Annotated in this window: 24 protein-coding genes and 1 riboswitch; of the genes, 6 read left to right on the top strand and 18 right to left on the bottom strand. The window is 74.0% G+C overall.

The annotated features are described in order from the left end of the window. Positions 1-65 precede the first annotated feature (65 nt). The 3 genes from KC207_RS13990 to KC207_RS13980 all read right to left on the bottom strand — a co-directional run bounded on the left by KC207_RS13990 (position 66) and on the right by KC207_RS13980 (position 2,560). Entirely contained in the window at positions 66-1,148 is a 1,083-nt protein-coding gene (locus KC207_RS13990; RefSeq protein ID WP_211603926.1) for a DUF4192 domain-containing protein, read from the bottom strand. A gap of 182 nt (positions 1,149-1,330) precedes the next feature. Next, the gene (locus tag KC207_RS13985; RefSeq protein ID WP_211603925.1) at positions 1,331-1,714 is read right to left on the bottom strand and encodes a YkvA family protein; all 384 of its coding nucleotides are present in this window, start codon (positions 1,712-1,714) and stop codon (positions 1,331-1,333) included. 108 nt (positions 1,715-1,822) lie between these two features. Next, on the bottom strand, positions 1,823-2,560 hold the full coding sequence (locus KC207_RS13980; RefSeq protein WP_249138753.1) for an EcsC family protein: 738 nt from the start codon (positions 2,558-2,560) through the stop codon (positions 1,823-1,825). Between the two features lie 169 nt (positions 2,561-2,729). Here KC207_RS13980 and KC207_RS13975 point away from each other — a divergent pair, with 169 nt between their 5' ends. Beyond that, positions 2,730-4,427, top strand: coding sequence for a DNA polymerase (locus KC207_RS13975; protein ID WP_211603995.1), 1,698 nt, complete (start codon positions 2,730-2,732; stop codon positions 4,425-4,427). A gap of 72 nt (positions 4,428-4,499) precedes the next feature. Here KC207_RS13975 and KC207_RS13970 read toward each other — a convergent pair whose 3' ends face one another. The 5 genes from KC207_RS13970 to KC207_RS13950 form a co-directional block, all read right to left on the bottom strand. Beyond that, positions 4,500-5,414: a proteasome assembly chaperone family protein gene (locus KC207_RS13970; RefSeq protein WP_211603989.1), complete on the bottom strand. Its 915-nt coding sequence runs from the start codon at positions 5,412-5,414 to the stop codon at positions 4,500-4,502. Positions 5,415-5,507: 93 nt separating this feature from the next. Next, complete coding sequence (gene hrpA / locus KC207_RS13965; protein WP_211603923.1) at positions 5,508-9,356, bottom strand: ATP-dependent RNA helicase HrpA; 3,849 nt, start codon at positions 9,354-9,356, stop codon at positions 5,508-5,510. Between the two features lie 21 nt (positions 9,357-9,377). Then, entirely contained in the window at positions 9,378-10,622 is a 1,245-nt protein-coding gene (locus KC207_RS13960) for a putative T7SS-secreted protein (protein ID WP_211603922.1), read from the bottom strand. Continuing rightward, positions 10,619-10,909, bottom strand: coding sequence for a hypothetical protein (locus KC207_RS13955; protein ID WP_211603921.1), 291 nt, complete (start codon positions 10,907-10,909; stop codon positions 10,619-10,621). The genes KC207_RS13960 and KC207_RS13955 overlap by 4 nt, the downstream gene beginning before the upstream one ends. 142 nt (positions 10,910-11,051) lie before the next feature. Beyond that, positions 11,052-12,425: a bifunctional o-acetylhomoserine/o-acetylserine sulfhydrylase gene (locus tag KC207_RS13950; RefSeq protein WP_211603920.1), complete on the bottom strand. Its 1,374-nt coding sequence runs from the start codon at positions 12,423-12,425 to the stop codon at positions 11,052-11,054. 80 nt (positions 12,426-12,505) lie between these two features. Beyond that, positions 12,506-12,618, bottom strand: a riboswitch (SAM riboswitch). Positions 12,619-12,691: 73 nt separating this feature from the next. Between KC207_RS13950 and mgrA the strand changes: the two genes are divergently transcribed. Together mgrA and KC207_RS13940 are read left to right on the top strand one after the other, a co-directional pair. Next, positions 12,692-13,741, top strand: coding sequence for an L-glyceraldehyde 3-phosphate reductase (gene mgrA / locus KC207_RS13945; protein ID WP_211603919.1), 1,050 nt, complete (start codon positions 12,692-12,694; stop codon positions 13,739-13,741). Positions 13,742-13,753: 12 nt separating this feature from the next. After that, positions 13,754-14,188, top strand: a complete 435-nt coding sequence (locus KC207_RS13940; RefSeq protein WP_211603918.1) for a nitroreductase family deazaflavin-dependent oxidoreductase — start codon at positions 13,754-13,756, stop codon at positions 14,186-14,188. A gap of 1 nt (position 14,189) precedes the next feature. Here the strand turns inward: KC207_RS13940 and KC207_RS13935 are convergent, their stop codons facing one another. Both KC207_RS13935 and KC207_RS13930 read right to left on the bottom strand, forming a co-directional pair. After that, positions 14,190-14,630, bottom strand: coding sequence for a hypothetical protein (locus KC207_RS13935; protein WP_211603917.1), 441 nt, complete (start codon positions 14,628-14,630; stop codon positions 14,190-14,192). Next, positions 14,623-14,985 (bottom strand): hypothetical protein, encoded by a 363-nt coding sequence (locus tag KC207_RS13930; protein ID WP_211603916.1) that lies wholly within the window; start codon positions 14,983-14,985, stop codon positions 14,623-14,625. The genes KC207_RS13935 and KC207_RS13930 overlap by 8 nt, the downstream gene beginning before the upstream one ends. 68 nt (positions 14,986-15,053) lie before the next feature. On the opposite strand from KC207_RS13930, the gene KC207_RS13925 reads away from it, so the two are divergent. Next, on the top strand, positions 15,054-15,944 hold the full coding sequence (locus KC207_RS13925; protein WP_211603915.1) for an alpha/beta fold hydrolase: 891 nt from the start codon (positions 15,054-15,056) through the stop codon (positions 15,942-15,944). 33 nt (positions 15,945-15,977) lie between these two features. Here KC207_RS13925 and rocD read toward each other — a convergent pair whose 3' ends face one another. The 3 genes from rocD to KC207_RS13910 all read right to left on the bottom strand — a co-directional run bounded on the left by rocD (position 15,978) and on the right by KC207_RS13910 (position 19,178). After that, the gene (gene rocD / locus KC207_RS13920; protein WP_211603914.1) at positions 15,978-17,222 is read right to left on the bottom strand and encodes an ornithine--oxo-acid transaminase; all 1,245 of its coding nucleotides are present in this window, start codon (positions 17,220-17,222) and stop codon (positions 15,978-15,980) included. 125 nt (positions 17,223-17,347) lie between these two features. Then, positions 17,348-18,334, bottom strand: a complete 987-nt coding sequence (locus tag KC207_RS13915) for a patatin-like phospholipase family protein (RefSeq protein WP_211603913.1) — start codon at positions 18,332-18,334, stop codon at positions 17,348-17,350. Between the two features lie 115 nt (positions 18,335-18,449). Next, on the bottom strand, positions 18,450-19,178 hold the full coding sequence (locus KC207_RS13910) for a SprT-like domain-containing protein (protein WP_249138752.1): 729 nt from the start codon (positions 19,176-19,178) through the stop codon (positions 18,450-18,452). Positions 19,179-19,393: 215 nt separating this feature from the next. Here KC207_RS13910 and KC207_RS13905 point away from each other — a divergent pair, with 215 nt between their 5' ends. Further along, entirely contained in the window at positions 19,394-20,971 is a 1,578-nt protein-coding gene (locus KC207_RS13905) for an OFA family MFS transporter (RefSeq protein WP_211603912.1), read from the top strand. 63 nt (positions 20,972-21,034) lie between these two features. Here the strand turns inward: KC207_RS13905 and KC207_RS13900 are convergent, their stop codons facing one another. The 3 genes from KC207_RS13900 to KC207_RS13895 form a co-directional block, all read right to left on the bottom strand. Next, complete coding sequence (locus KC207_RS13900) at positions 21,035-21,517, bottom strand: hypothetical protein (RefSeq protein WP_211603911.1); 483 nt, start codon at positions 21,515-21,517, stop codon at positions 21,035-21,037. Positions 21,518-21,930: 413 nt separating this feature from the next. After that, positions 21,931-22,515 carry a DUF6318 family protein gene (locus tag KC207_RS17105; RefSeq protein ID WP_367616051.1) on the bottom strand — a complete coding sequence of 195 codons (585 nt, stop codon included), beginning with the start codon at positions 22,513-22,515 and terminating at the stop codon, positions 21,931-21,933. A gap of 142 nt (positions 22,516-22,657) precedes the next feature. Beyond that, positions 22,658-23,035: a winged helix-turn-helix transcriptional regulator gene (locus KC207_RS13895; RefSeq protein ID WP_211603910.1), complete on the bottom strand. Its 378-nt coding sequence runs from the start codon at positions 23,033-23,035 to the stop codon at positions 22,658-22,660. A gap of 104 nt (positions 23,036-23,139) precedes the next feature. On the opposite strand from KC207_RS13895, the gene KC207_RS13890 reads away from it, so the two are divergent. Continuing rightward, positions 23,140-24,021, top strand: a complete 882-nt coding sequence (locus tag KC207_RS13890; protein ID WP_211603909.1) for an SDR family oxidoreductase — start codon at positions 23,140-23,142, stop codon at positions 24,019-24,021. Positions 24,022-24,184: 163 nt separating this feature from the next. Here the strand turns inward: KC207_RS13890 and KC207_RS13885 are convergent, their stop codons facing one another. Both KC207_RS13885 and KC207_RS13880 read right to left on the bottom strand, forming a co-directional pair. Next, positions 24,185-25,057, bottom strand: coding sequence for a hypothetical protein (locus KC207_RS13885; protein WP_211603908.1), 873 nt, complete (start codon positions 25,055-25,057; stop codon positions 24,185-24,187). A 292-nt stretch (positions 25,058-25,349) separates the two neighbouring features. Beyond that, entirely contained in the window at positions 25,350-26,360 is a 1,011-nt protein-coding gene (locus KC207_RS13880; protein WP_211603907.1) for an aldo/keto reductase family protein, read from the bottom strand. Positions 26,361-26,400 lie beyond the last annotated feature (40 nt).

The following is a 26,400-nucleotide window of genomic DNA, read 5'->3' as shown; positions in this document are numbered from 1 at the left end:
TAACCACGACGGGTGGCCCGGCGCCGTCCCCGTCCGCCAGTCGGATCCGGGGTGACCCGCGTCCGTCAGCCCGCGGCGAGACGGTCCTCCCCCTCCTCACGGGTCCCGGGCGGCGGAACCCCCGCGTCGAGCAGCCGCTCGACGAGCAGGGCGAGCCGGTAGCCCGGGTCGGCCGCCCGGGCGCGCAGGACGGCGGACCGGGCGAGCGCCCCGTCGCCGGCCGCCCACGCGAGCTGTGCCGCGAGGCTGCAGACCGCGGCCGCTCCCTCGCCGTCGGATTCGGGCACCCGGCGGGCCAGCGCGAGGACGGTCTCGAGCAGGGCCCGCCGTGCCTCCGGCGAGCCCGCCCGCGGCGTCCACGAGCCCATGCCGCCCCACCGCGGCAGCGTCTCCTCCAGCAGGGCGAGCACGGTGGCGTCGACGGCCTCCCGCGGCAGCACCCCCGGCGCGAGCCAGCCGACGAGGGCGTCGCGGAAGCGGACGTCGGCGAGGATGTCGACGGCTCGCAGCGCCACGGGCCGGGACGGGCTCCGCGGCTCCCCCGGTCCGGGAGGGTCGGTGCCGAGCACCTCGGCCCACGCCCGGGCCCCGGAGGGACGGCGGGTCCGGCGCCGGGGCCGGCCCGGCCGCCCCCGCCACGGGTGGAGGTCCGGGTCGACGGGCTCGACGACCCGGTCGAGGGCACGCCGGTCCGCGAGCGGGCTGACCCCGCGGGCGACGAGCTCGGCCACCGCCGGGACGTCGGCGGGGTCGGGCAGCGGCGTCGGCCTGGCCGGGCAGCAGCCCTCTGCGCACGTCGGGACGCTCCAGCACCCGTCCCGGACGACGACGACGTCGAGTACCTGTGACCCACCCGGCTCGAGACCGTCGAGGGCCGCCGCGAGGACGGCGTCCGACTCACCCTCGACGTCCTCGTAGACGACGAGGAGGACGCGGAGGGCCGGCACCCGCTGCAGCGGCGCGAGCATCGCGCGGACGGTGGCCTCGGCCGCGCGGGCGTCGGTCGTGAGGTCGGCCCGGGCCGTCATCCCGAGCCGCCGGCCGTCGAGGGCGAGGAGCACGAGGCTGCGGTCGGGGTGGTAGCCGAGGCGGTAGGGCAGGACGGTGACGATGTCCGCGAGGTGGTGGATCCGGATCGGTGAGGTCATGCCGCCACGCTGCTGCGCGAGGGCGGCGGGGAGAAGGCGCGGTGAGGATCTGTGGACGACGCAGGCCCGTCGCCGGCGGCTGTGGACAACGACCGAGGGGGCCGACCGCCGGACGCGGTCGGGCGCCCCGGCGGGCGTCGGGACGGTCGGGCGGTCCGTCCCGGTCGGGCGGCTCGGGCCGCTCAGTCGACGACGTCGGACGGCACCGTGTCGGCGCCGCCGGCCGAGCCGACCGTGGACTCCCAGTCGAGGAACTTCTCGGTCTCCTCGACGAGCGTCGTCGCGACCCAGCCCAGGACCATCGCGTCGTCGGCGAGCCCGAGCACCCCGAGCACCGCCTCCGGCATGAGGTCGACCGGGGACGCGACGTAGGCGGTGCCGGCCAGGAGGAGGCCGAGCTTGGCCATCGATGTCCCCGTGTAGTCCCCGGACCGGATGGCCTTGACCATCCGGGGCACGGCGACGGCACGGTCGCCGAGCGACGGGCCGCCGGGCTTCGTGGCGAGGCGTGCCGCGCGGGCGAGCGCCCCGACGTAGGCGACGGTGCGGGCTCGGGACTTGGCCATGGGTTCCTCCTGGGGTTGCGGGTCCTCCCCGCTGGGACGGTCGAGGGCTTGCGGCAGTTCCGCGGGGTCGTTGCGTGTCGCCGGTCCGGGGCGTCGGGCGTCGTGGGGTCAGACCGACTCGAGCTCGGCCGCCGGCGGGAACTCGCGCTTGGCGTCGACGGCGACCCGGCGGAGCAGGACGACGTCGATGCCGGCGCCGATGGCCCCTCCGACGAAGGGAACGCCGCGACCGAATCGGGACAGGACCCCCTTCGTGGAGCCGGCGACGAGGCGGAAGAAGACGCCCTTCTTCACGACCATCGCCGCCGGGCCGGGGAGGCGCTGCGCGGCGAGGTTGACGAGACGTCCGCCGGCGGGCGCCGCGATCCGTGCCTTGCGGAGCAGGTCGTCGGCGTCGGCGCCCACGAGGGTGAGGAGCACGGCGGCCCGGATCTGCGGCAGGTGGATGTCGTGACCGCGCAGCCGGGCGATGGCCGCGGTCATCCGGGTGACGAGCGCGTAGAAGGCGACGACGTTCGCGGGCAGGGCGACGGGAAGGGTGACGAAGCCGCCGAGACCGGTGACGAAGCCTTCGGCGGCCGCGAGCCGGACGTGCTGCGAGACGACCGCGTCGACGGCCTTCTCGACGTCGCCGCCGCTGCGCCGGAGGGCGGCGTCGGCGATCTCCGCCGCCGGCGAGAACCAGCCCTTGCCGTCGATGCCGACGTCGAGGATCTGGTCGACGACCCGGACGGCCTGGGCCCCGAGCACGCCGTCGTCGGCCGGGGCGTCCTCGGCGCGCTCGAGGGCGGATCGGGTGTCGGTCGTCGCGTCCTTCATACGGCGGCCCCGGTCGAGCAGTCCCACGTCGTCCTCCGTCGGTCGGCCGGGGCGGCGCCCGTGCGGGCCGCGCGTCGTCCGGCTCGTTCATCCTGCCACGGCGTCGCAGGTCACGGGCGACGGGACCGCGGTGGGGCGCGGTCGACGGGGCCGGTCGACGGGGCCGTCCGTCGGCGCGGGGTCGTACGCTCCCCTCGTGCTGGCACGGGAGGAGGTCGCGGTGCTCGTCGCGGGCCCTGGCCCGGACGCGCCGCACCTCGTCCTGCACGACGACCGGGCCACGACCGTGCCCGCGGACGACGTCGCCGGGCTCGTCGCGCGGCTCGAAGCCGACGCGCGCCCGCGGTGGGTGTGGTGGTCGGCGGGGCGGGACGCCGCGCGGGTCGTGCAGGACGGGGTCCGCCTCGCCCGCACGTGGGACGTCGCCGAGGCGCACCGGCTGCTCCACGGTGGTCTGGCCGCCGACCCTCCGCTCGCCTGGGCGGCCGCGCACGGGCTGGCCGCCGACAGCGTCCCCGCGGCTCCGTCGGGGGACCTCTTCGACCTCGTCGACGCCCCGGACCTGCCGCCGGACGACGTCCTCGTCGACGCGGCGGGCCACCTGCGCGCCGACCACGCCCGCTGGCTCGAGGACGCCCGGCACCTCGGGGCCTGGGCGCGGGCCGCCCTCGACACGGCGCGGGCCCAGCTGGCCGCGGCCCCCGCGGTCTCGCAACGGCTGGCGGGGACCGTCGCGTCCGAGTCCGCCGCCGCGCTGCTCTGCCTCGAGCTCGAGCGCGACGGGCTGCCGCTGGACCGCGCCCGCACCGAGGCGCTCGTCGCCGCCGCCGCCGGGCCCCGCGCCGCCGACCCGGCCGCGGAGCTCGCCGCCCGCCGCGAGCGGGACGCCACCGTCCTGCGCCACCTGCCCGAGGGCACCCGCACCGACCTGCGCAACCCCGCGGACGTCAAGGCGATGCTCGCGTCCGTCGGGGTCGACGTCCCGACGACCCGCAAGTGGGTCCTCGAGGCCTACCGCGACGTCCACCCCGTCGTCGACGCCCTCCTCACGTGGCGGCGGGACGAGCGGATCGCGACGACGTACGGCTACCGCTGGCTCGACGCCCACGTGGGCGCGGACGACCGGCTCCGCGGCCCGTGGGCGGCCTGCGACGGCGCCGCGGGGCGGATGACGGCCGACAACGGGCTGCACAACCTCCCGGCGCTCCTGCGTCCGGGCGTCGCCGCCCACCCGGGCCACGTCCTCGTCCGGGCCGACCTCGGGCAGGTCGAGCCACGGGTCCTCGCCGTCGTCGCGCAGGACCGCGCGTTCGCCGAGGCGACCCGCGCCGACGACCTCTACGCCCCCGTCGCGGCTCGGCTCGGCGTCGAGCGTCCCGTCGCGAAGGTCGCGGTCCTCGCGGCGATGTACGGCCAGCGCAGCGGCGCCGCGGGCGAGGCGCTGCGCGGGCTGGAGGCGGCGTACCCGACGGCGATGGGCCTGCTCGACCGGGCCTACGAGACCGGACGACGCGGCGAGCCCCTGCGCACGTACGGCGGCCGGCTCGTCCCGACCGGGCGGTTCCTCGCCGGTCAGGCGCCGGGCACGGACCACCGGCTCGACGCCGCCCGCGGCCGGTTCGCCCGCAACGCCGTCATCCAGGGGTCCGCGGCCGAGCTGTTCAAGGTGTGGGCGGCGACGGTCCGCGCCACGACGGCCGACCTCGGCGCGGCGGTCGTCCTGTGCCTCCACGACGAGCTGCTCCTCCACGTCCCCGAGGGCGCCGCGCAGGAGGCGGCCCGCCGGGTCGACACCGCGCTCGACGACGCAGCGCGACGCTGGTCCGGCGGCGCCCCGGTCCGGTTCGTCTCCGACACCCAGGTCGTCGCCCGTTGGTCCGACGCCAAGGACTGACCGGCTCCCCCACCCGGACGCACGGACGCCCCGGCAGCGGTGGCCGGGGCGTCGGTGGTGCGACCGGGTCGGTCAGGAGGCGTCGTCGTCGGAGACGTGCCGCAGGAAGTCCTCGAACTCGGCGCCGAGCTCGTCGGCGGACGGGATCTCGGGCGCCTCGGTCGCGAGCAGGCTCGGCCGCTCCTGGCCCTCGACGAAGGCGTCGTACTGCTGCTCGAGGGCGTGGATGACCTGGCGCGCCTCGTCGCTGCTCTCGACCTCGGCGGCGATGGCGCGCTGGTTGACGCGCGCCTTGGCGACGAGGTCGTCGTTCGGCAGGTTGAGGCCCGTGGCGTCGGTGACCGCGTTGAGGGCGGCGAGCGCCCCCTCGGCCCACTCGGCGTTCGCGAGGTAGTGCGGGACGTGGACGGCGAACCCGAGGGCGTCCCGGCCGGACTCGCCGAGCCGCAGCTCGAGGAGCGCGGAGAAGGACGCCGGCACCTGGACCCGACCGAACGGGGACCGGGCCTCCCCGACGAGCGCGTCGTCGGTGGCGTGCGCCGTCATCCCGACGGGACGGGTGTGCGGGACACCCATCGGGATGCCGTGGGCGCTGACGACGAGCGTCGCGCCGAGGTGGTCGGACACCTGCGTCACGGCCTCGACGGTCCGCTCCCACTGGAAGTCCGGCTCCGGACCCGTGAGGAGGTAGTACGTCTGGCCGTCACGGTCGGTGAGCCGGTGCACGAGCATCGACGGGTCGTCGTACTCCACCCAGCGGCTGGAGTCGAAGACCATCGCCGGACGGCGGCCGCGGTAGTCGAGGAGCTGATCGACGTCGAAGGACACGACGACCTCGGACTCACCGGACTCGAGGAGGTGGTCGCCGAGGGTCTGCTGGACCTGACCGGCGTCGACGAAGCCCCCGAGCAGCACGAGCAGCACGCCGGGGCGGGCCGGGCCGTCCTGGACGGCGGGCTCGAGGGTGTAGAGGTCGGAGGGGTCCATCACGGCACCAAGCCTTTCACGCGATGTCATCAGTGTTGTCAACGACGGCGCGCCCGTGGGGATTCCCCGGCCGCGGGGCGTGGAGGCGGGCGGTCAGGCGTCGGCGGCGACCGCGGCGATGGCCCGGCGCACCCGCTTCTCGGACACGGGGAAAGCCGTGCCGAGGGACTGCGCGAAGAGGCCGACCCGCAGCTCCTCGACCATCCACGCGATGTCGGTGACCTCGGGGGCGCCGCGCCGGGCCTCGGGCAGGCCGTCGAGCAGGTCGGCGTACGCGCTCTCGACGGCGTCGACCTCCTCCTGGAGCACGGGCTCGCGGGCGTTCGAGGCCGCCCGTTCGAGCCGGTGCTCCATCGCCCTGAGGTAGCGCTGCAGGTCGCGCAGCCGGGGGGCGCCGGTCGCGGCGACGAAGCCGGGCCGGACGAGCCCGTCGAGCTGGGCCCGCACGTCGGCGCGCGTCGTCGCCGTCGCTCGGGCCGCCGAGCCTGCCCCGAGCGCGTCGAGGGTGCGCCGGACCTGGGCGGCGAGCCCGAGCACCGGCTCGACCGCCTCGACGACCGTGAGGACCCGGGCGGCGGCGTAGGTGCGGACCGCCGCGAGCGCGGCCTCGTAGGCCTCCGGGGTCCGGACCGGGCCGGTGACGTGCTCGGCGACGAGGTCGTCGACGGCGGCGTCGAGGCAGTCCTGGAGCAGCGCGGGGACCGAGCCGTGCGGGTTGTCGGCGAGCGCGAGCTTCTGGGCGTTCGTGAGCCGGGCGAGGACCCGCTTCCACGGCGCCGACGTGTTCAGGAGCAGGAGCCGGCGCACTCCCCGCCGGTGGGCCGCCTGCGCCGACCCCGGGTCGGGCAGGACCCGCAGCGCGACGGCGTCCCCGGTGTCGACGAGCGCCGGGTACCCGACGACGGTCTGGCCGCCGGCCCGCCCCTCGAAGGTCTCCGGGACCGTGCCGACGTCCCACGTCGTGATGCCGGAGCGCTCGAGCGAGCGGCCGGCCCGGGACATCCCCTCGCGGACCGCTCCCCCGGCCCGCTCGCGCAGCGCGTCGAGGTCCTTGCCCGTCGCGACGACCTGCGGCCCGCGGCGCCCCGGTCGCTCGACGGAGAAGGTGACCCGCAGGTGGTCCGGGACGCGGGCGAGGTCGAACTCGGCGGGGTCGATGCGCACCCCGGTCCGCTCGCGCAGGACCCGGGCGAGCTCGTCGGTGATCGGCCCGGCCGTCGGGTCGGCGGCAGCGAGCGCCGCGGCGGCGTGGTCGGGCGCGGGGACGAAGTGACGGCGGGTCGCCTTCGGCAGGGAGCGGATGAGGGCGACGGCGAGGTCGTCGCGCAACCCCGGGACCTGCCAGTCGAAGCCGTCGGGTCGCAGCCGGTTGAGGACGGCGACGGGGACGTGGACGGTGACGCCGTCGGCGGCCTGGCCGGGCGCGAACTGGTACGTGACGTCGAGCTCGACGTCGTCCTGGACCCAGGTCCGTGGGTAGTCGCTCGCGGAGACCGCGCCGCCGGCGGCGGAGGTGAGCAGCTCCTCGGTGAGGGTGAGCAGGTCCGGGCGCTTCGTCCGCTCGCCCCGCCACCAGCGGTCGAAGTGCCGCTCGGTGACGACGTCGGGCGGGATGCGGGCGTCGTAGAACGCGAAGACGACGTCGTCGTCGACGACGATGTCGCGGCGCCGCGCCTGCTCCTCGAGCTCGGCGACCCGGGCGAGGGTGCGCAGGTTGCGCTGCCAGAAGTCGTGCCGCGGGTCCCAGTCGCCCTCGACGAGCGCGGAGCGGACGAAGATCTCGCGGGCGGCCTGCGGGTCGACGCGGGCGAACTGGATCATCCGGTCGGTGACGAGCGGGACGCCGTAGAGGGTGACCCGCTCGGTGGCGACGGCGGCGCCCGCGCTCTTGCTCCACCGTGGCTCGGAGATGCTCCGCGAGACGACGTGGGCGCCGGCCTCCTCGGCCCACTCGGGCTCGATGACGGCGACCGTGCGCGCCCAGAGGCGGCTCGTCTCGACGAGCTCGCCGGCCATGACGTAGTCGGGCTTGCGGCGGAACAGCGTCGAGCCGGGGCTGATGCCGAACCGGGCGCCGCGGCCGCCGAGGTACTCGCGCTTGCTCTCGTCCCGCACGCCGACGTGCGACAGCAGCCCGGACAGCAGGGCCCGGTGGACGGTGTCCCAGTCCGGCTCGGCGTCCTTGGCGGCCGTCGCGAGGTCGGGGTCGATCCGGGCGGAGCGGGTGGCGCGGCGCAGTTGGGCGTGCAGGTCCTGCCACTCGCGGATGCGCAGGTAGTGGAGGTACTCGTTCTTGCAGGTACGCCGGAACGCGCTGTGCGACAGGTCCTTCTGCTGCTTCTTGAGGTAGCGCCAGAGGGAGAGGTAGGAGGCGAAGTCGGACCGGTCGTCCTTGAAGCGGGCGTGCTGCTGGTCGGCCTGCGCCTCCTTGTCGACCGGCCGCTCCCGCGGGTCCTGGATCGACAGCGCCGCCACGAGGACCAGAACCTCGCGGGTGCAGCCGAGCCGGCCGGCCTCGACGACCATCCGCGCGAGCCGGGGGTCGAGCGGCATCCGGGCGAGGGTGCGACCGGTGCGGGTGAGCCGGCGGCCGCGGCCGCGATGGCGCCCCGGCCCGCGCTCGTCGGTGGAGAACGCGCCGAGCTCCTCGAGGAGGCGGATGCCGTCGGCGACCTGCCGGGAGTCCGGCGGGTCGACGAACGGGAAGCGGGCGACGTCGCCGAGCCCGAGGGAGGTCATCTGGAGGATGACGGAGGCGAGCGAGGTCCGCTGGATCTCCGGCTCGGTGAACTCGTCCCGCGACTCGTGGTCCTCCTGCGAGTACAGCCGGATGCACACGCCCGGCGCGACGCGGCCGCAGCGACCGGCGCGCTGGGCGGCGCTCGCCCGGCTCACCGGCTCGATCGGCAGCCGCTGGACCTTCGTGCGCTGGCTGTACCGGCTGATCCGGGCAGTCCCGGTGTCGACGACGTAGCCGATGCCGGGGACGGTGAGGGAGGTCTCGGCGACGTTCGTCGCGAGGACGATCCGGCGCCCGCCGCCGCGGCGGAACACCCGGTGCTGCTCGGCGGCCGACAGCCGGGCGAAGAGGGGCAGCACCTCGGTGTTCGGCAGCTTCAGCGCGGTGAGGGCGTCGGCGGCGTCGCGGATCTCCCGCTCGCCGGAGAAGAAGACGAGGATGTCCGTCGCGTGCGGGCTCGGCGGCTCCTCGGTCCACAGCTCCTCGACGGCCTCGACGACGCCCTGCGTCTGGTCCTTCTCGGCGACGACGTGCGTGCCCTCGGGGTCGGCCTCGACGAGCGGGCGGTAGCGGACCTCGACGGGGAAGGTGCGCCCGGAGACCTCGACGACGGGGACCTCGCGGACGGTCTCGCCGCGCTCGTCGGTGCCGAAGTGCCGGGCGAACCGGTCGGGGTCGATCGTCGCCGAGGTGATGACGACCTTGAGGTCCGGGCGGCGCGGCAGGAGCTGCTTGAGGTAGCCGAGGATGAAGTCGATGTTGAGGCTGCGCTCGTGGGCCTCGTCGATGACGATCGCGTCGTAGCGGCGCAGCTCGCGGTCGCGCTGCATCTCGCTGAGCAGGATGCCGTCGGTCATCACCTTGACCCGGGTGCGGTCGCTGCTGTGGTCGCCGAAGCGCACCTGGTAGCCGACCGTTCCGCCGAGGTCGACCTCCATCTCCTCGGCGATCCGCTCGGCGACCGAGCGGGCGGCGATCCGGCGCGGCTGGGTGTGCCCGATCTGACGGCCGTCGCCGCCGAGGCCGAGCTCGAGGAGCATCTTCGGCAGCTGGGTCGTCTTGCCCGACCCGGTCTCCCCCGCGACGACGACGACCTGGTGCTCGCGCATCGCGGCGAGCAGGTCCTCGCGCCGCTCGACGACCGGCAGGTGCTCGGGGTAGCGCAGGTCCGCCGGGGTGAGCGCGTCGGCGGGAGCGGGCATGGCTCTCAGGATAGGTGGGCGTCAGCGGGTGGCCTCGCCCCCTCCCGTCGTCGGGCGTCCCGGGGCGGGGGCGGCGAACGGCACCGGGCGCGGCGCCGGCGCGTCCGGGACCTTGCCGGCGGTCCAGGACCCCGCCCGCAGCGTCATCCCGGCCGCGTAGAGCCGCTGGGTCGGGACGCCACCGACGGAGGCGAGGGCCCAGTCCTGCCGCCCGCGCCGGACGGTGTCGTCGACCCTGGCCCGCGCCGCCGCCAGCCCCTTCCCGACGACCGTCCCGGCGGGCGCGGCGGCCGGCCGTGTCCCCGCCGGCGCCTCGGCCGTCCCGCCCGGCCGAGCGGGACGGGGCGGCGCCTGGAGCCGGAGCGCGGCCCGGGCCCGGTCGACGCGGGCGTGCGCCTCCATCGACAGCCCGAGCGCGACCCGGTCCCCCGTCGAGATGTGCGCGACCCGGGCCGCCGTCCCGTCCGCCCGCACGTACGCACCGAGCCGCGCGCCCTGCGTGGCCGCGCGGCCCACCCCGCCCGCGACGGCGAGGCCGGCGCCCGTCGCCACCTCGCCCCAGTCCCCCTCGCCGTAGCCGAGCAGCAGCACACCGTCGGCGCCGAGCGCCAGCCCTTCGGCGCCCAGGCCCACGGCCGCGGCCGTCCCCCCACCCTTGCGCGCGAGCATGACGGCCGCGGTCGCCGTGGCGTGCCCGGTGCTGCTCACGGCGTGCAGCCCGCGGTACCCGAGCCCGTCGGCGAGGTCGTCGTCGGCGAGCGCCCGCAGGGTCGCCGCGCACCGGGCGTCGGCCTCGCGCAGCCGCTCCCACCCCCCGGCGTGCTCCCGTTCGGCCTCGAGCATGACCCCGGCCCGGTCCTGCTGCAGCGCCCGGACCTGCCGCAGCGACGGGTCCGTCTCGTCGACCCCGGACGAGACGAGGGCCCAGGCGCGGTCCTCGAGGAGCCGGTACTCCTCACTCGCCTCGGCGTGCCGGTCGACGGCGCGCTGGACGACCCGCTGCTCGATCTCGAGCTCCTCGGCGTAGGTGTGCAGCGGACCGACGGCGCCGCGGAAGCGCCGGGCCGCGCGGTCGAGGACGGTCGGGACCGGCCCGACCCGCTCGCCGAACGCCTCCCCCGCCGGGCCGTCCCACACCGCCGCGTCCCGCAGCCGGACGAGGTCGGACGCGGTGTCGGCGAGCCGCTGCCCCGTCGCCCCGAGCGCGTCCGCGAGCCGTCGCAGGCCCTCACCGCTCCCTGGGACCGGCTCGAGGACCCGGGTCACCGCCGCGGGCCTCCGTCGAAGGCCCGGTGCGCCCCGGTCTCGGTGTCGAGGTAGAGCCCGCCCGCGTCGACCGTCGCGTCGGCGAGCCGCGCGAGGTCGGCGGCGACGGCCGTCCGGGCGCGCCGCCAGCCGCCGAGCAGGGTCTCGAGCGCCGGTCCCACCTCCCCCGGACCCATGGCCGACCGGTCCTGCGCCGGGTCGCCCATGAGGGCGAGCGACTCCGCGAGGTCGGCGAGCCCCGCGCCGAGGGCCAGGACCTGCTCCGGGTCCACGCGGAACGTCGTCATCCGGCCACGCTAGGCGGACGGGCCGATGCCGCCGCGGGGTTTTCCACAGGCGCCGTCCGGATCCCGCCGGGTCGAGGTGATGCCGCGCGGGGACCCACGCGGCGACACCTCGACCCGAGGCGACGGAGGTCGGGGGACGACCTCAGGCGTCGGCGCCGACGAGCTCCGGGGCCGACGACGAGCCACCCGCCCCGTCGCCACCGAGCGCGGCCGCGAACCCGGCGTCGAGGTCGGCGAGGATGTCCTCGACCGTCTCGATGCCCACGGCGAGCCGGACGAGGCCGGGCGTCACGCCCGCCGCGAGCCGGTCCTCGTCGCCGCCCTGGCTGTGCGTCGTCGACGCGGGGTGGATGGCGAGGCTGCGGACGTCGCCGATGTTCGCGACGTGGCTGTGCAGGGTGAGGCCCTCGACGAACCGCTTGCCCGCCTCGATGCCGCCCGCGATCTCGAAGGCGAGGACGGCGCCGGCGCCCTTCGGGGCGTACTTGTCCGCGAGCGCCTTGCCGTCGCTGCCCTCGAGCGAGGCCCAGCGGACGGCCTCGACCTGCGGGTGCGCCTGCAGGTACTCCGCGACCTTGCGGGTGTTCTCGATGTGCCGCTCGATGCGCAGGCTGAGCGTCTCGAGCCCCTGCGCGATGAGGAAGGCGTTGAACGGGCTGACCGCCGTGCCGAGGTCGCGCAGCAGCTGGACGCGCGCCTTGAGGACGTACGCGAGGTTCGCGCCGAGGATGCCGTCCACACCGAGGTCCCGGCCGAAGACGAGGCCGTGGTAGCTCTCGTCGGGGGTGTTGTAGTTCGGGAACCGCTCCGGGTCCTTGGCGTAGTCGAACGTCCCGCCGTCGACGATGACGCCGGCGATCGACGTGCCGTGGCCGCCGAGGTACTTCGTCGCGGAGTGGATGACGACGTCGGCGCCGTGCTCGAGCGGGCGGATGAGGTACGGCGTCGCGATCGTGTTGTCGACGACGAGCGGCACTCCGACCTCGTGGGCGACCGCGGCGACGGCCTCGATGTCGAGCACCTCGGCCTTGGGGTTGGCGATCGTCTCGCCGAAGAAGACCTTGGTGTTCGGGCGGACGGCGTCGCGCCAGGCCTGCGGGTCGGTGTGGTCGGCGACGAAGGTCACCTCGACCCCGAGCTTGGCGAAGGTGTACTTGAGGAGGTTGACGGTCCCGCCGTAGAGGGCGGCGCTGGAGACGACGTGGTCCCCCGCCTCCGCGACGTTGAGCAGGCCGAGCGTCGTCGCCGCCTGCCCCGAGGAGACGAGGAGCGCGCCGACCCCGCCCTCGAGCGCGGCGATCCGCTGCTCGACGGCGTCCTGGGTCGGGTTCATGATCCGGGTGTAGATGTTCCCGAACTCCTTGAGCGCGAAGAGGTCCGCGGCGTGGTCGGTGCTGTCGAACACGTAGGACGTCGTCTGGTAGATCGGCAGGGCCCGGGCCCCGGTGGCGCTGTCCGGCTGCTGTCCGGCGTGCACCTGGCGGGTCTCGAAGCCCCAGCTCGTCGTGTCGGTCATCTCTGGCTCCCAACTGCGGTGGTGCGTCCGGCGACGGCCGGGCGCACGTGGTCGTGTGCTCGGCGGGGGTACCCGGTGGGGTCCCGCGCTTGCGAGCGACGGGTGTCGCTCGCCAGGTCCTCACCCGGGGCACCCCACCGCGGAGGAGGGTTGCCGGCCAGCGAGCCGGGGCTTGGCGCTGGCACTCATGACCTGTCCCCAGGCTAGCCCGAGCGCGCCCGGACCGTCGGCGGTCGTCTCACCGGTCGGTCGGGCAGGATGGCGGCATGACCTTCCACGTCGACGAGTACCAGGCCGCGCCGGACCGCTACGAGGCCGGCATGCCCTACCGCCGGGTCGGCCGGTCCGGCCTCGACCTGCCCGCGATCTCGCTCGGGCTGTGGCACAACTTCGGCGACGACGTGCCGCTGGAGCGTCAGCAGGCGACGCTGCGCCGGGCGTTCGACCGCGGCGTCACCCACTTCGACCTCGCGAACAACTACGGCCCGCCCTACGGGTCCGCCGAGCGCAACTTCGGCACCCTCTTCGCCCGCGACCTCGCCCGCTACCGGGACGAGCTCGTCATCAGCTCCAAGGCCGGCTACGACATGTGGCCGGGCCCGTACGGCCAGGGCGGTGGGTCGCGGAAGTACGTCACCGCGAGCTGCGACCAGTCGCTGCAGCGGATGGGCCTGGACTACGTCGATGTCTTCTACAGCCACCGCTTCGACGAGACGACCCCGCTCGAGGAGACCCTCGGCGCGCTCGACTCGCTCGTGCGGGCCGGCAAGGCGCTCTACGTCGGCATCTCGTCGTACTCGGCTGAGAAGACCCGGGAGTCGGTGCGGATCCTGCGCGAGATGGGGACGCCGCTGCTCATCCACCAGCCGTCGTACTCGATGCTCAACCGCTGGGTCGAGACCGAGGGCCTGCTCGACGCGCTCGGCGAGACCGGCGTCGGCTGCATCGCGTTCTCCCCGCTCGCGCAGGGGATGCTGACGGACAAGTACCTCGGCGGCATCCCGGAGGGCTCACGCGCGTCGCAGGGCAAGTCGCTCGACCCGTCGCTCCTCACGGACGAGGCGCTGGACCACGTGCGGAAGCTCGACGCGATGGCGAAGGAGCGCGGCCAGTCGCTCGCCCAGATGGCCCTCGCGTGGGCGCTGCGCGACGAGCGGGTGACCTCCGTGCTCGTCGGCGCCTCGTCCGTCGAGCAGCTCGACGACAGCCTCGACGCGACGAAGAACCTCGCGTTCACCGACGACGAGCTCGCCGCGATCGACCGGCACGCCGTCGACGCCGGCATCAACCTGTGGAAGACCTCCAGCGAGAAGTGAGTTGAGGACGACATGAGCGAGAACTACATCCCGAGCCCCAGCGACTGGGTCCGCGAGCAGGTCGAGAAGATCGAGGAGACCGGCACGACCCGGTCGGTCGGCATCATGGACCGGCCCGTCGTCCTCCTCACGATGCGCGGGCGCAAGACCGGTGCCATCCGCAAGGTGCCGCTCATGCGGGTCGAGCACGACGGGGTCTACGCGGCCGTCGCGAGCAAGGGCGGCGCCCCGGAGCACCCGGTCTGGTACGGCAACCTCCTCGCCGACCCGAACCTCACCCTTCAGGACGGCACCGAGTCGTGGTCGGCCGTCGCCCGCGAGATCGAGGGCGAGGAGCGGGCCGCGTGGTGGGACCGCTGCGTCGAGGCGTACCCGCCCTACGCCGAGTACCAGGAGAAGACCGACCGGCTCATCCCGGTGTTCGTCCTGGAGCCCGCGACCTCCTGACTCAGCGCGGCACGTGGGGCGTGGCGGCGGCGGCCGTCGCCGCCCGCTCCACCCGCCGGAACCACAGCAGGCCGAGCACGGGCAGGACGAGCGGCACGAACCCGTAGCCCTCGCCGAAGTGCGACCACACCGTCTTGTCGGGGAACGCGGACGGCTCGACGTAGGAGGCGATGCCCACCGCGACGACGCCGACGAGCTCGACGGCACACGCGACGAGGCCGACGCGCACCCAGCGCCCCCCGCGGGCGAGGCACCACGTGGCGAGGACGTAGACGAGCGCGGCGACCGCCGACAGGACGTAGGACACGGGGGCGCGCTCGAAGTACTCGCTGATCTGGAGCACCGAGCGCCCCGTCGCGGCGAGCGCGAGCACGCCGTAGACGACGACGAGCAGCACCCCGGGCCCGCCGAGGGTGCGGGCCGGGTCGGACCGGTCAGCCATGCGAGGTCCAGATCTGCAGCAGGCGGGCCGTCATGACCGCGACGGCGAAGGCGCCGACGGCGATCGAGCCCATGGCCCAGCGCGACTTCTCCTTGATGGCGAGGAACGCGGTGCCGACGGGGATGACCGGCAGACTCACGAGGTAGGCGATGAACGTCGCCCGCTCGGTGGAGTCCCCGATGTGCCCCAGGTCGCTGAGCCCGACGACGAGGGTGACGAGCAGCGAGAGCTCGAGGAGGCCGGCGACGGCGAGCAGCCAGTCGTCGATGAGGCGGTCGCGGGCGGCGTAGCCGACGGCGACGACGAGGAGCAGCACGGACAACCCGATGACCGCGATCGTCAGGGGCTCCACCACGCCTCCACAGTAGTCGCCGGGCGGGCCCGGGGCCGGGAGCGGGGCTCCGGCGGTGCGAGACTGCTGACATGCCGATCGCGCACCTGGAGCACCTGGACGTGGCGTACGAGGTCGACGGGCCGGACGACGGCGAGCCGATGCTGCTCGTCATGGGGCTCGGAACCCAGCTCGTCGCCTGGCCGCAGGACATGGTGGACGGTCTCGTCGCTCGCGGGTTCCGCGTCGTCCGGGTCGACAACCGCGACATCGGCCTGTCGTCCTTCACCGACGGACCTCCCCCGTCCCGCGCCGACCTCGTCCGGGCGTTCGCGCGACGTCCGGTCCGCGGCGCGACGTACCGCATGTCCGACCTCGCGTCCGACGCGGTGGCGCTGCTGGACCACCTGGGGATCGGCCGGGTGCACCTCGTCGGGGCCTCGATGGGCGGGATGGTCGCCCAGCAGCTGACGATCGACCACCCCGAGCGCGTGCTCAGCCTGTGCTCGATCATGTCGAACACCGGCGACCGGCGGAACGGGCGCGTGGCGCGACGGCTGCTGCCGACGATGGCCCGGTCGCTGTCGGCGCCGCGTCCGTCGGACCCGGAGGAGGCCGTCCGGCTCGGGGTCGAGGGCTGGCGGGTCATCGGCGGTCCGCTGTTCGACGCCGAGGACATGGAGCGCAGCGTCCGCGCCGCCGTCGAGCGCAGCCAGAGCCCCTACGGCGGCGCCCGCCACCTGCTCGCGATCCTCACGAGCGAGGACCGGACCGAGGGCCTGCGGGGCGTCACCGCCCCCACCCTCGTCGTCCACGGGCTCGCCGACCCGCTCGTCGAGGCGAGCGGGGGCGTCGCGACCGCGCGGGCGGTTCCGGGGTCGCGGATGCTCGTCTTCCCCGACATGGGGCACGACCTGCCGGCGTCGCGGCGCGGCGAGATGGTCGAGGCGATCGCCGTGAACGCGGCGCGCGCCCGGGCCTGACCCGGACGCGCGCCGGCGCAGCGACCGGTCGGCTCAGGCGTCGAGGGCGTCGGCGACGGCTCCGACGAGGAGCGCGATCTCGCTCTCGGCGACGACGAGCGGCGGGGCGAGCCGGATCGTCGAGCCGTGGGTGTCCTTGGCCAGGATGCCGCGCTCCATGAGCCGCTCGCACAGCTGCCGCCCGGTCGGGCCGCCCGGCGAGACGTCGAGCCCGGCCCACAGCCCGCGGACGCGGACGGCGTCGAGGCCGTTGCCGACGAGCGGACGCAGGCCCTCCTCGAGCACGCCGCCGAGGTGGGTCGCGCGGGCCTGGAACTCGCCCTCCTGGAGCATCGTCACGACCTCGTGGCCGATCGCCGCGGCGAGCGGGTTGCCGCCGAACGTCGAGCCGTGGGTCCCGGGGGTGATGACCTCGAGGATGCGGGTCGGCGCGGTGATCGCCGAGACGGGGTAGATGCCGCCGCCGAGGGCCTTGCCGAGGACGAAGACGTCGGGGCGGACGTCCTCGTGGTCGACGGCGAAGGTGCGCCCGGTGCGGGCGAGGCCGGACTGGATCTCGTCGGCGACCATGAGGACGCCCAGCTCGTCGCAGATGGACCGGACCTCGCGCAGGTAGCCCTCGGGCGGGATGACGACGCCGCCCTCGCCCTGGATCGGCTCGAGGAGCACGGCGACGGTGAAGTCGTCGACGGCCGCGCGCAGGGCGTCGGCGTCGCCGTAGCGGACGGTGCGGAAGCCGGGGGTGTACGGGCCGTACTCGTCGCGGGCGTCCTTGTCGTCGGAGAAGCTGACGATGGTCGTCGTCCGGCCGTGGAAGTTGCCCTCCATGACGACGATGTTCGCCTGGTCCTCGGGGACGCCCTTGACGCGGTAGCCCCACTTGCGGCTGACCTTCAGCGCCGTCTCGACGGCCTCGGCGCCGGTGTTCATCGGCAGGATCGCGTCGTGACCGGTGAGCTCGCAGAGGGCCTGCGCGAACGGGCCGAGGGTGTCGTTGAAGAACGCGCGGCTCGTGAGGGTGAGCCGGTCGAGCTGGGCGTGCGCGCGCTGCAGCAGCCGCGGGTTGCCGTGGCCGAAGTTCAGCGCCGAGTAGCCGGCGAGGCAGTCGAGGTAGCGCTTGCCCTCGACGTCGGTGACCCAGGCGCCCTCGCCGTGGCTGATGACGACGGGGAGCGGGTGGTAGTTGTGCGCTCCGTACCGCTCGGTCATCGCGATGTGGCCTGCGGTGTCGAGGGTGGGGGTCGGGCTGGCGGTGTCGGGACGGGTCACGTCGGTCATCGTCGGTCCTCCTTCGCGGTCCGGGTGGGTAGCCCGGGCTGCTCGGGGCTACGGGGGCGGGACGCGTCGGCGCGCCCGCCGGAGGGGGTGGCTACTGCTTCCTTGCTACCACGGGGCCGGGTGGATCACCCAGCCCAGAGGTCGCCCACACGGGCGGCGATGCGGCGGCCGTGCTCGCGGGCGCGTTCGAGCGTCGTCTCGGCGCGGGTCGTGTCGAGGGGGTTGGCACCCATCGCCCACGCGTCGCGGGCGTCGGGGACGACGAGGTGGCTGCGGGCGCCGCGGCGTAGGGCCCAGGTCTGGACGCGCGGCAGCTCCTCGACCTTCGCCCCGACGGGGTAGGGCGCGAGGACGAGGACGCGCTCGTGGCCGGCCGCGAGGTCGGCGTTGGCGATCGAGCGCAGCCCGCCGTCGACGTAGCGGCGCCCCGCGACCTCGACCGCGGGGAAGACGCCGGGGACGGCGCAGCTGGCGGCGACGGCCCGGTCGAGGGCGACGCCGCGCGAACCGTCGAAGACGACGGAGGTGCCTGTCTCGGCGTCGACGCCGGTGATGAGGAGGCGCCGTCGCGGCCACTCCTTGCCGACGAGGCCGAAGCCGACCGTCTCGAGCCACGCCTCCTCGGTCGTCGTGGTCGCGGTGAGGGCGGCCCGTCCGACGAGGGCGCGTCCGCCGCGGGCGTCGCGGGTCAGCTGGGCGCGCAGGTAGCGGCCGGCGTCCGCGGGACCGAGCCGACCCACGTCGGTGATCGGACCGCTGTCGCGCATCCGGGCGAAGGCCTCGTCGTCGGTGCCGAGCCGCAGGTGGGCGCCGACCATGGCCCCGGCGGAGGTGCCGATGACCGTGTCGGCGTCGCGCACGTCGACGCCCTCGTCGCGCAGGCCGAGGACGATGCCGGACTCCCAGGCGATGCCGGTGACCCCGCCGCCCGCGAGGACGAGCGCGGTGCCGAGGTCGGTCTCGGGCGGCTGCCAGGGGCCGAAGTCGGCGCCGACCGGCGGGGTGTCCGGGGCGATCTCGTCGACGGCCTCGGCGGGGCTCACGGCGTCCGGCTCGGCGTCGTCGCCGGCCGTGCCGTCGTCGACGCTCACCCGGGGATCGATCCTCTCCACGCTTCGATTGTCAGCCCGGGAACCCCCGGACCGGAAACCCGCGGCCGGTGACGGCGCTCACCTCGGCGCTCGGCTTCGGGCGACCACGGGTCTGCGCCCCCGCCGCAGCGTTCGCTCAAGCGACCTCGGGCCGCTCCCCCACCGGCGCGACGACCTCCAGCGGCAGGCTCACGAGGTCGTCGTCGACACGGACCTGGAGGCGGCTGGCCCCGACGAGCTCGACCTCGCCGACCCGGCCCGCCCAGGTGCCGCCGGTGATCCGGACGACGTCACCGATCCGCGGCAGTACCCGCGTGGCCGGATGCTCCGAGGTCCGCAGGGCGGCGAGCTCGGCGAGGTAGGACGGTGGCAACGACGCGGGCCGGCCGCGGTAGGACCAGGTGAACAGGTGCCGGGAGTCGAAGCGCCGCGAGCACCTGCCGCACGACATCAACCGCGTCGGCGCCCGGTGCCGCATCCGCTCGTGACCGGCGGCGCACCGTCCGACCCAGTCCCCCGGAACCCGTGGCGCGTCGGCGGAGGAGCAGCGCTGCCCCGTGCAGCCGATGCTCACCGCCCTGGCCCGCCACACCTCGTCATGGCCGTGCTGCGGGCCGACGAGGGCGTGCGCGATCTCGTGCAGCAGGGTGTCGCGGACCTCGTCCTCGGGGGTGATCCGGGTGACAGGCTCGCTGATCCCGATCTCGCGCCGGGCGAAACGGCACACCCCGGCGCGGGTCTTGGCGCGGTCGGTGACGAGCCGCCAGTCCTCGAGACCGTGCTCGTGCATCAGCGCCCGCCCCATCGCCAGGGCTCGCTGCACCTCCACCGTGACCACCTCCGTCCCGCTGCTCGCGTCCGTCACGTCCGTCCTGCGACCTGACACGAACCTAGAGGCGAGCACCGACACCCCGGCGGACCTGCGGCGACGCGTCACCGACGGGCCTCGCCCCGGACCTCCACGGCCGAGGAACTCGCGTGCGCCGCTGCCGCCGTTGGCCCCCCGCACGGGCCTAGGGTCATCTCGGCCCGTTCCGGGTCGCACGACGCAGCGCTGCACGAGTGACCAGGAGGACCTGCATGAGCACGGCCACCACCGACGAAGCCGCGAGCGGACCGCTCGCCTTCCTCGACCGGCGACACACCGTCGCCCCGCACGACTACAACCGGTGGCTCATCCCGCCGGCCGCCCTCGCGATCCACCTGTGCATCGGACAGGTCTACGCGACGAGCGTCTACAAGGCCTCGATGGTCGACCACTTCGAGAGCTCGTTGACGGCCGTCGGCATCGTCTTCTCGATCGCCATCGTCATGCTCGGGCTCGCGGCCGCGGTGCTCGGCACGTGGGTCGACCGCGTCGGACCGCGGATGGCGATGTTCGCCGCGGCCTGCGCGTGGGCCCTCGGCTTCTTCGTCGGGGCCGTCGGCATGGCGACGTCGCAGCTGTGGCTCGTGTACCTGGGCTACGGCGTCATCGGCGGCATCGGGCTCGGGATCGGCTACATCTCGCCGGTCTCGACGCTCATCAAGTGGTTCCCGGACCGTCCCGGACTCGCGACCGGCATGGCGATCATGGGCTTCGGCGGCGGCGCGATGGTCGCCTCCCCGCTCTCCCGGCAGCTCATGTCGGCGTTCGACGGCGAGTACGACCCGTCGACCCCGGGCTCGCTCGCCAACGGGACCGCGCTCACCGGGCTGTTCGTCAGCCTCGGCGTCATCTACTTCCTCGTCATGATGATCGGCGTCGCGAACGTGCGGGTGCCGGCGCCGGGCTGGAAGCCGGAGGGCTACGACCCGTCGGTGACGAAGAAGAGCGGCCTCATCACCGACGAGCACGTCTCGGCGGCGAACTCGATCAAGACGCGCCAGTTCTGGTTCGTGTGGGTCGTGCTGTTCTGCAACGTCACGGCCGGCATCGGCATCCTCGAGCAGGCGTCGCCGATGATCCAGGACTTCTTCCGCGACGCCGACGGGTCGTCGACGGTCGCCGCCGCGGCGGCGGGTGGGTTCGTCGGACTGCTGTCGCTGTTCAACATGGCCGGCCGGTTCGTGTGGTCGTCGACGTCGGACAAGATCGGTCGCAAGCCGATCTACATGGTCTACCTCGGCGTGGGGATCGTCCTCTACGTGCTGCTGGCGCTCGCGGGGAGCACGTCGACGGCGGTGTTCGTGCTGCTCGCGGCGATCATCATCAGCTTCTACGGCGGTGGCTTCGCGACCGTGCCGGCGTACCTGCGGGACCTCTTCGGCACCTTCCAGGTCGGCGCGATCCACGGCCGGCTGCTGACCGCGTGGTCGGCGGCGGGCATCGCGGGACCGCTCATCATCAACGGCTTCCTCGACGCCGCCGGCACGCCCGGTCAGCTGACGGCGGCCGACTACCGGCCGGCGCTGTTCACGATGGTCGGGGTGCTCGTCGTCGGGTTCGTGGCGAACCTGCTCATCACGCCGGTCGACTCGCGCTTCCACGAGGACAAGCAGACCGTCGACGCCGCGGCTGCCCGGGACAAGAAGGCGGCCGAGGCGGCCGACGCCGCGGAGGGTTCGGGCGGCAGCGGCAGCACCGTGCGCGTCTACGCGTCGTGGGGCCTCATGGTCGCCCTGCTGGCGTACGGCGTGAGCCAGACGCTGCTCACGGCGGCCAACCTCTTCGGCTGAGCTGCGTCACGCTCGAGGGCGCCAGTCGTCGCCACGACGGCCGGCGCCCTCGGCGCGTGCGGGTCAGCCGCCGTAGAGGCGGGCCCGGGCCTCGCGGACGGTGAGCGTCACCGGGTCACCGTCGAGGGCGACCTCGCCCGGGATGTCGATCCAGCCCGAGCCCCCGACCCGGAACTGGCCGGTGTAGACGATGTCGACGCGGACCTGGTGCTCGCCGGGCTGCGCGTAGGTGTGGGTGATCGTGCCGTCCGGGTACGGGCCGCCGAAGTCGTCCGTCGGAGCGATCGTCGTCTCGCCGAGGTGGTAGGTGACCTCCTTCAGCCGCGGCCGGACCTCCACGTCGTAGCCGAGTAAGGAAGCGGGGTCGGGACGGTCGACCTCGTCCGGGCCGAAGCCCTCGTCCGGCATGTTGACCTCGAAGAACGTCGGGAGGTTGACGAGGGTGACGTCGTTCTCGGGCTGGATGTTCACGCTCGGGACGGCGAAGTCGGTCTCGTGGAACGCGTCCTCGATCATGTCCATCGTGAGCGCCGGCGCGCCCGGCACCAGCTGCGGATAGCAGGTGTTCCCTTGCCAGTTCCATGTCGCGCCCGGTAGTGGATTTCCGGCGGCGTTCACCTCCCTGAGCCACAGCGCGATCGGCGGACCCATTCCCTCTTCCGGCGTGTTGCCGTTACAGGCACTGAACGCTCCGCAGGAGTTGTCAAACGACGGCTCATCGGGTGCATCGCCGCACACTGAGGCTGTCCCAAGTTCGAAGTACGGACCCTCGCCGGCAACAGTTTGAGCCCTTTCGACTACGCCGCGAGTCGAGGTGCGATCGAGAATCGTCAAGCTTGTACCTGCATCGGTCACGTCGCCCAAGAGATTGTCATTGCCTGGGTCACCCTCTGCCGCCCTCGCACCGTTCCCCAAGACCATAAGCAGCGACCCCGCTACCAGAACTCCCGCAACTCTGTTCATGATGCGGATTCAACGTCCAGTAGCCGCCACCCATCGTCCGTCCACCCGACACCAACGAGTACCTCGGCAGTGCCCGACTGATCAGTACTGACTACTTCACCGTCGTCATCAAGGACGTTGGCACCTACCTGTACCAAGCGGGCGCGGATGAACACTTGATCCTGTGGTGCGTCGCCTCCGGGCCTCAGATTCTCGAGGCGGGCAGGCGCTTCTTCGTACACCTGGTTATCGGAGGACAATTGCCGGACAGTCTCAAGCGCCCTGCCGCAAAACCGGCAAGAATCCGCCGATAGGGCTTCCGGGCCATCTGGCTCGGCCGAAGTCATGGCCTGGTTCAGCACGTCCATGTAGTAACTAGCGAACGCTTCGGCGCCTTCGGGGGTCTGTTCGCGTGCGGCCGCGGGCACGTCCGAGGTCTCGCTCGGACTCGGAGACGGCGACGGACTGTCACTCGGCGACTCGCTGGCCGTCGGACTCGCACTCGGCGACGCCGACGGCGAGGGATCCGTCCCCTCCGGCTCGGAGCACCCACCGACGAGGAGCAGCCCCGTCACCCCGAGTGCCACACCGGCCCCACGCATCGCGCGCACCATCACGACACCTTCCCGACCACCCCCTGGCGGCCCCCGAACTGCCCACCACGGTAGCGGGATCCGGCGGCCCCGCACCCCGAGCATCCACAGGCCACGCCACCGTCTCCCGGCCGGGAAACGTCGCCGCAGGTCAGGACCGCCGCCGGACGACCTCCTCGGCGTGGTCCGCGACGAACTCCACGAGCGGGACGAGGTGGCGGGCCAGCCCCTCCCCCAGCGGCGTCAGGCTGTACTCGACGCGCGGCGGGATGACGGGGAACGCCTCGCGGTGCACGAACCCGTCCGACTCGAGCGTCCGGAGCGTCTGCGCCAGCATCTTCTCGCTCACGCCCTGCGCGCGTCGCCGCAGCTCGCTCCAGCGGTGCGGGCCGTCGACGAGGGACACGAGGACGAGCAGCCCCCACTTGCTCGTCACGTGGTCGAGGACCGCCCGCGACGGGCATCCAGCGGGGATGACGCCGTCCGGGTACTGCGCCAGAACCGGTCCGACCTCGTCACTCACCGTCACGTCAGGACCTTACTCGAAAGTGCGTACTCTCCCTCGGGAAGCACCGCGGACGACCTCTCGTTGCGCCGGACGACACCACCGTCCACCTCCGAGAGGAACACACCATGACCATCGTCGTCACCGGAGCCACCGGCCAGCTGGGCCACCTCGTCGTCGAGCACCTCCTGCGTCGCGGCGCGGACCCGCAGGACGTCGTCGCCACGGGGCGCGACGTCACCAAGGCCGCCGACCTCGAGCAGCGCGGGGTGCGTGTGGAGCAGGCCGACTACTCCGACGCGGCGCGGATGCGCGCCGTCCTCGAGGGCGCGGACCGCGTCCTGCTCGTCTCGGGCAGCGAGGTCGGTCAGCGGGTCCCCCAGCACACGACGGCCGTCGAGGCAGCCCGCGACGCCGGCGTCGGCCTCCTCGTGTACACGAGCATCACGCACGCCGACTCCTCCCCGATGCAGCTCGCCCAGGAGCACCGGGCCACCGAGCAGCTCGTCCGTGACGCGGGCCTGCCGTGGGTCTTCCTGCGCAACGGCTGGTACCTGGAGAACTACACGCCGCAGATCCCGACCTACCTCGAGACCGGCGCCGTCGTCGGGGCCGCCGGGGACGGGAAGGTCAGCGGGGCGACGCGGTCCGACTACGCCGACGCGGCGGCCGCGGTCCTGCTCGCCGACGACGTGACCCCCGGCACGGTCCACGAGCTGGGTGGACCGGCGTTCACCCTCGCCGACCTCGCCGCCACGGTCGCCGACGCCTCCGGCTCGCAGGTCGTGTACCGCGACCTGCCGCCGGCCGAGCTCACCTCCGTGCTCGAGGGGGCGGGGCTCCCGGCGCCCGTGGCGTCCATGCTCGCGGACTCCGACGAGGGCATCGCGCGCGGGGACCTCGAGGTGCCGACCGCGGACCTCGAGCGGCTCATCGGTCGCCGCCCCGAGGCGATGGAGGACGTCGTGCGGGCGGCCGTCGCAGCACTGCGCGCGGCCAGCCCCGCCTGAGCCCGAGGACCCCCACCCGGGGGTGACGTGGGCCGGAGCACAGGGGCGGCTCCCGTTCCACGCCACCCCCGGTCCGCTTCGTCCGGTCGCGTCACACGACGATCTGCTCGACAGGGATCGTCGGGCGCGACCGGTGGGTCCGGCGGACACCGGACCGCCGCGGTCAGGCCAGTGCGGCGGTGGTGGTGCGACAGAGACGCGCCAGGAGCGGCGCGAGGGCGGGCAGCTCGGCGAGCTGCAGGGGCTGGAGGGACGCGTTGAGGCCGCCGGTCTGCCACTGCAGCTCGCGGCTGTGCAGGATGAGCAGCGTCTCGGCGTCGAGGCCGAGGTCGACGCGCTCGACGACGTCGCGGTCGAGCTGGGTGACGCCCAGGACCGACACGTCGTCGTAGTGCCCGCGGTGCTCGACGCTCAGGGCGTGGACCCGGACCGACGAGACACCCGGCGCGTCGGCGAGGGCCTGACGCGCGGCCCAGAGGGAGAGGCCGGCGACGACCTGGCGGTGCAGCCAGGCACTGTGGCCGGCGGTCGCGGTGCGGATCGAGAGGGTCCCGCCCTGCAGGCCGACCGTCGAGCGCGGCAGCAGGTGGCGGCTGGGCGTGAGGACGGCGAGGTCGAGGACGCGGCCACGGACCCGGACGGGGACGACGGGCAGCGGCGACGTCGCGAAGGTGCGGGTCAGGTGCTCGAGGAGGGTCTCGGGGTCGTTGCCGCACAGGGCGTCCCACCAGCCGTCGAGCCGTCGCTCGAGGTCGTCGGTGAGCAGCGACTCGGCGTCCGGCTCGAGCGCCGCGGTGGCGTCGGCCGGCCCGTCACCGGCGATCGGCGTGACGGACGCGAGGTGGATGGCGTCGGCGTCGGGAACGGTCGGCCGGACGAGGGGCTCGATGTCGACGCGGTGCAGGGACGTGTAGGCCTCCTGCTCGGAGATGACGGCCTGGGCGCGCTCCTCCTTGAGGGTCGCCAGGGCGGTGGGCTCGTCCGGGGGGTCGAGGTCGGTGGTCGCAGTCGGAGAGGCTCCCGGGGCGGCGGACACAGCGACGGCCGGAACGTCCACTCCTGGAGCCGGATCCGGAAGACCCGTGCGACCCACGCCGAAGACGTCCGCGACGCCGGGGTTCGGGACCCTGAAGCTCGTCGCGCTGACGAGACCGACCGACAATTCCACCTGACCCTCTGCCTTCTCCCTGCACCGACAACGCTAGTGCAGGACCCTCGGGCAGCCCAGGGTCTTTGCGTTCCCTTTACCCACGCTTGGACGTACGGCGACCCTCCATCGTCCGAACGGCCGGGGTGTCGCCCGGCCGTTCGGCACGAGGTCGGTCGGGTCAGACCGGACGGGTCTGCGGGGCGGTCTCGGCGGTCTTGCCGGGGTCGCGCTCGACGACGTCACCGAGGGCGTCGTCGATGGCCTGCATCGCCGAGGGCTCGAGGCGGACGCCGGCAGCCTTGACGTTGTCGTGGACCTGCTCCGGGCGGGAGGCCCCGACGAGCGCCGCCGCGACGTTGTCGTTCTGCAGCACCCACGCGATGGCGAGCTGGGCCATCGACAGGCCCGCCTCGTCGGCGATCGGCTGCAGCTTCTGGACGCGCTCGAGGACGGTGTCGTCCATGAAGCGCTTGATCATGTCGGCACCGCCCTTCTCGTCGGTGGCGCGCGAGCCGGCGGGCGGGGCCTCGCCCGGCTTGTACTTGCCGGTGAGGACGCCCTGGGCGATGGGGCTCCAGACGATCTGGCTGATGCCGAGCTCCTCGCTCGTGGGGACGACCTCGTCCTCGATGACGCGCCACAGCATCGAGTACTGCGGCTGGCTCGAGATGAGCTGGATGCCGAGGTCCTTCGCCATCGCGTGGCCGGCGCGGATCTGGTCGGCGGTCCACTCGCTGACGCCGACGTAGAGGGCCTTGCCCTGGCGGACGACGTCGGCGAACGCCTGCATCGTCTCCTCGAGCGGGGTCTCGGTGTCGTACCGGTGCGCCTGGTAGAGGTCGACGTAGTCGGTCTGGAGGCGGGAGAGCGAGCCGTCGATCGACTCCATGATGTGCTTGCGGGAGAGGCCGACGTCGTTCTTCCCGCCTGGGCCGGTGGGCCAGTAGACCTTCGTGAAGATCTCGAGGTCCTGGCGCCGCTCGCCCTTGAGTGCCTCGCCGAGCACGGTCTCGGCCTTGGTGTTGGCGTAGACGTCGGCGGTGTCGAAGGTGCTGATGCCCGCGTCCAGCGCGGCGCGCACGCAGGCGGTCGCCGCGTCGTTCTCGACCTGCGAGCCGTGCGTGAGCCAGTTGCCGTAGGTGATCTCGGAGATCTTGAGTCCGCTGTTGCCGAGGTATCGGAAGTCCATGTCCTCACCGTATGCCCGCCCGCAGACACGACGGACATCC

The sequence above is a fragment of the Phycicoccus avicenniae genome (assembly GCF_018139485.1).
Taxonomy (GTDB): Bacteria; Actinomycetota; Actinomycetes; order Actinomycetales; family Dermatophilaceae; genus Phycicoccus; species Phycicoccus avicenniae.
Note: the sequence above shows the minus strand (reverse complement) of the source record. Positions and strands in the feature narration are given on the sequence as shown.

Coding starts and splice junctions, on each gene's coding strand:
- hrpA (WP_211603923.1), bottom strand. CDS start 9,356: ATGCCCGCTCCCGCCGACGCGCTCACCCCGGCGGACCTGCGCTACCCC.
- rocD (WP_211603914.1), bottom strand. CDS start 17,222: ATGACCGACGTGACCCGTCCCGACACCGCCAGCCCGACCCCCACCCTC.
- KC207_RS13940 (WP_211603918.1), top strand. CDS start 13,754: ATGAGCGAGAACTACATCCCGAGCCCCAGCGACTGGGTCCGCGAGCAG.
- KC207_RS13990 (WP_211603926.1), bottom strand. CDS start 1,148: ATGACCTCACCGATCCGGATCCACCACCTCGCGGACATCGTCACCGTC.
- KC207_RS17105 (WP_367616051.1), bottom strand. CDS start 22,515: ATGCGTGGGGCCGGTGTGGCACTCGGGGTGACGGGGCTGCTCCTCGTC.
- KC207_RS13905 (WP_211603912.1), top strand. CDS start 19,394: ATGAGCACGGCCACCACCGACGAAGCCGCGAGCGGACCGCTCGCCTTC.
- mgrA (WP_211603919.1), top strand. CDS start 12,692: ATGACCTTCCACGTCGACGAGTACCAGGCCGCGCCGGACCGCTACGAG.
- KC207_RS13890 (WP_211603909.1), top strand. CDS start 23,140: ATGACCATCGTCGTCACCGGAGCCACCGGCCAGCTGGGCCACCTCGTC.
- KC207_RS13955 (WP_211603921.1), bottom strand. CDS start 10,909: ATGACGACGTTCCGCGTGGACCCGGAGCAGGTCCTGGCCCTCGGCGCG.
- KC207_RS13985 (WP_211603925.1), bottom strand. CDS start 1,714: ATGGCCAAGTCCCGAGCCCGCACCGTCGCCTACGTCGGGGCGCTCGCC.
- KC207_RS13970 (WP_211603989.1), bottom strand. CDS start 5,414: ATGGACCCCTCCGACCTCTACACCCTCGAGCCCGCCGTCCAGGACGGC.
- KC207_RS13880 (WP_211603907.1), bottom strand. CDS start 26,360: ATGGACTTCCGATACCTCGGCAACAGCGGACTCAAGATCTCCGAGATC.
- KC207_RS13935 (WP_211603917.1), bottom strand. CDS start 14,630: ATGGCTGACCGGTCCGACCCGGCCCGCACCCTCGGCGGGCCCGGGGTG.
- KC207_RS13950 (WP_211603920.1), bottom strand. CDS start 12,425: ATGACCGACACGACGAGCTGGGGCTTCGAGACCCGCCAGGTGCACGCC.
- KC207_RS13925 (WP_211603915.1), top strand. CDS start 15,054: ATGCCGATCGCGCACCTGGAGCACCTGGACGTGGCGTACGAGGTCGAC.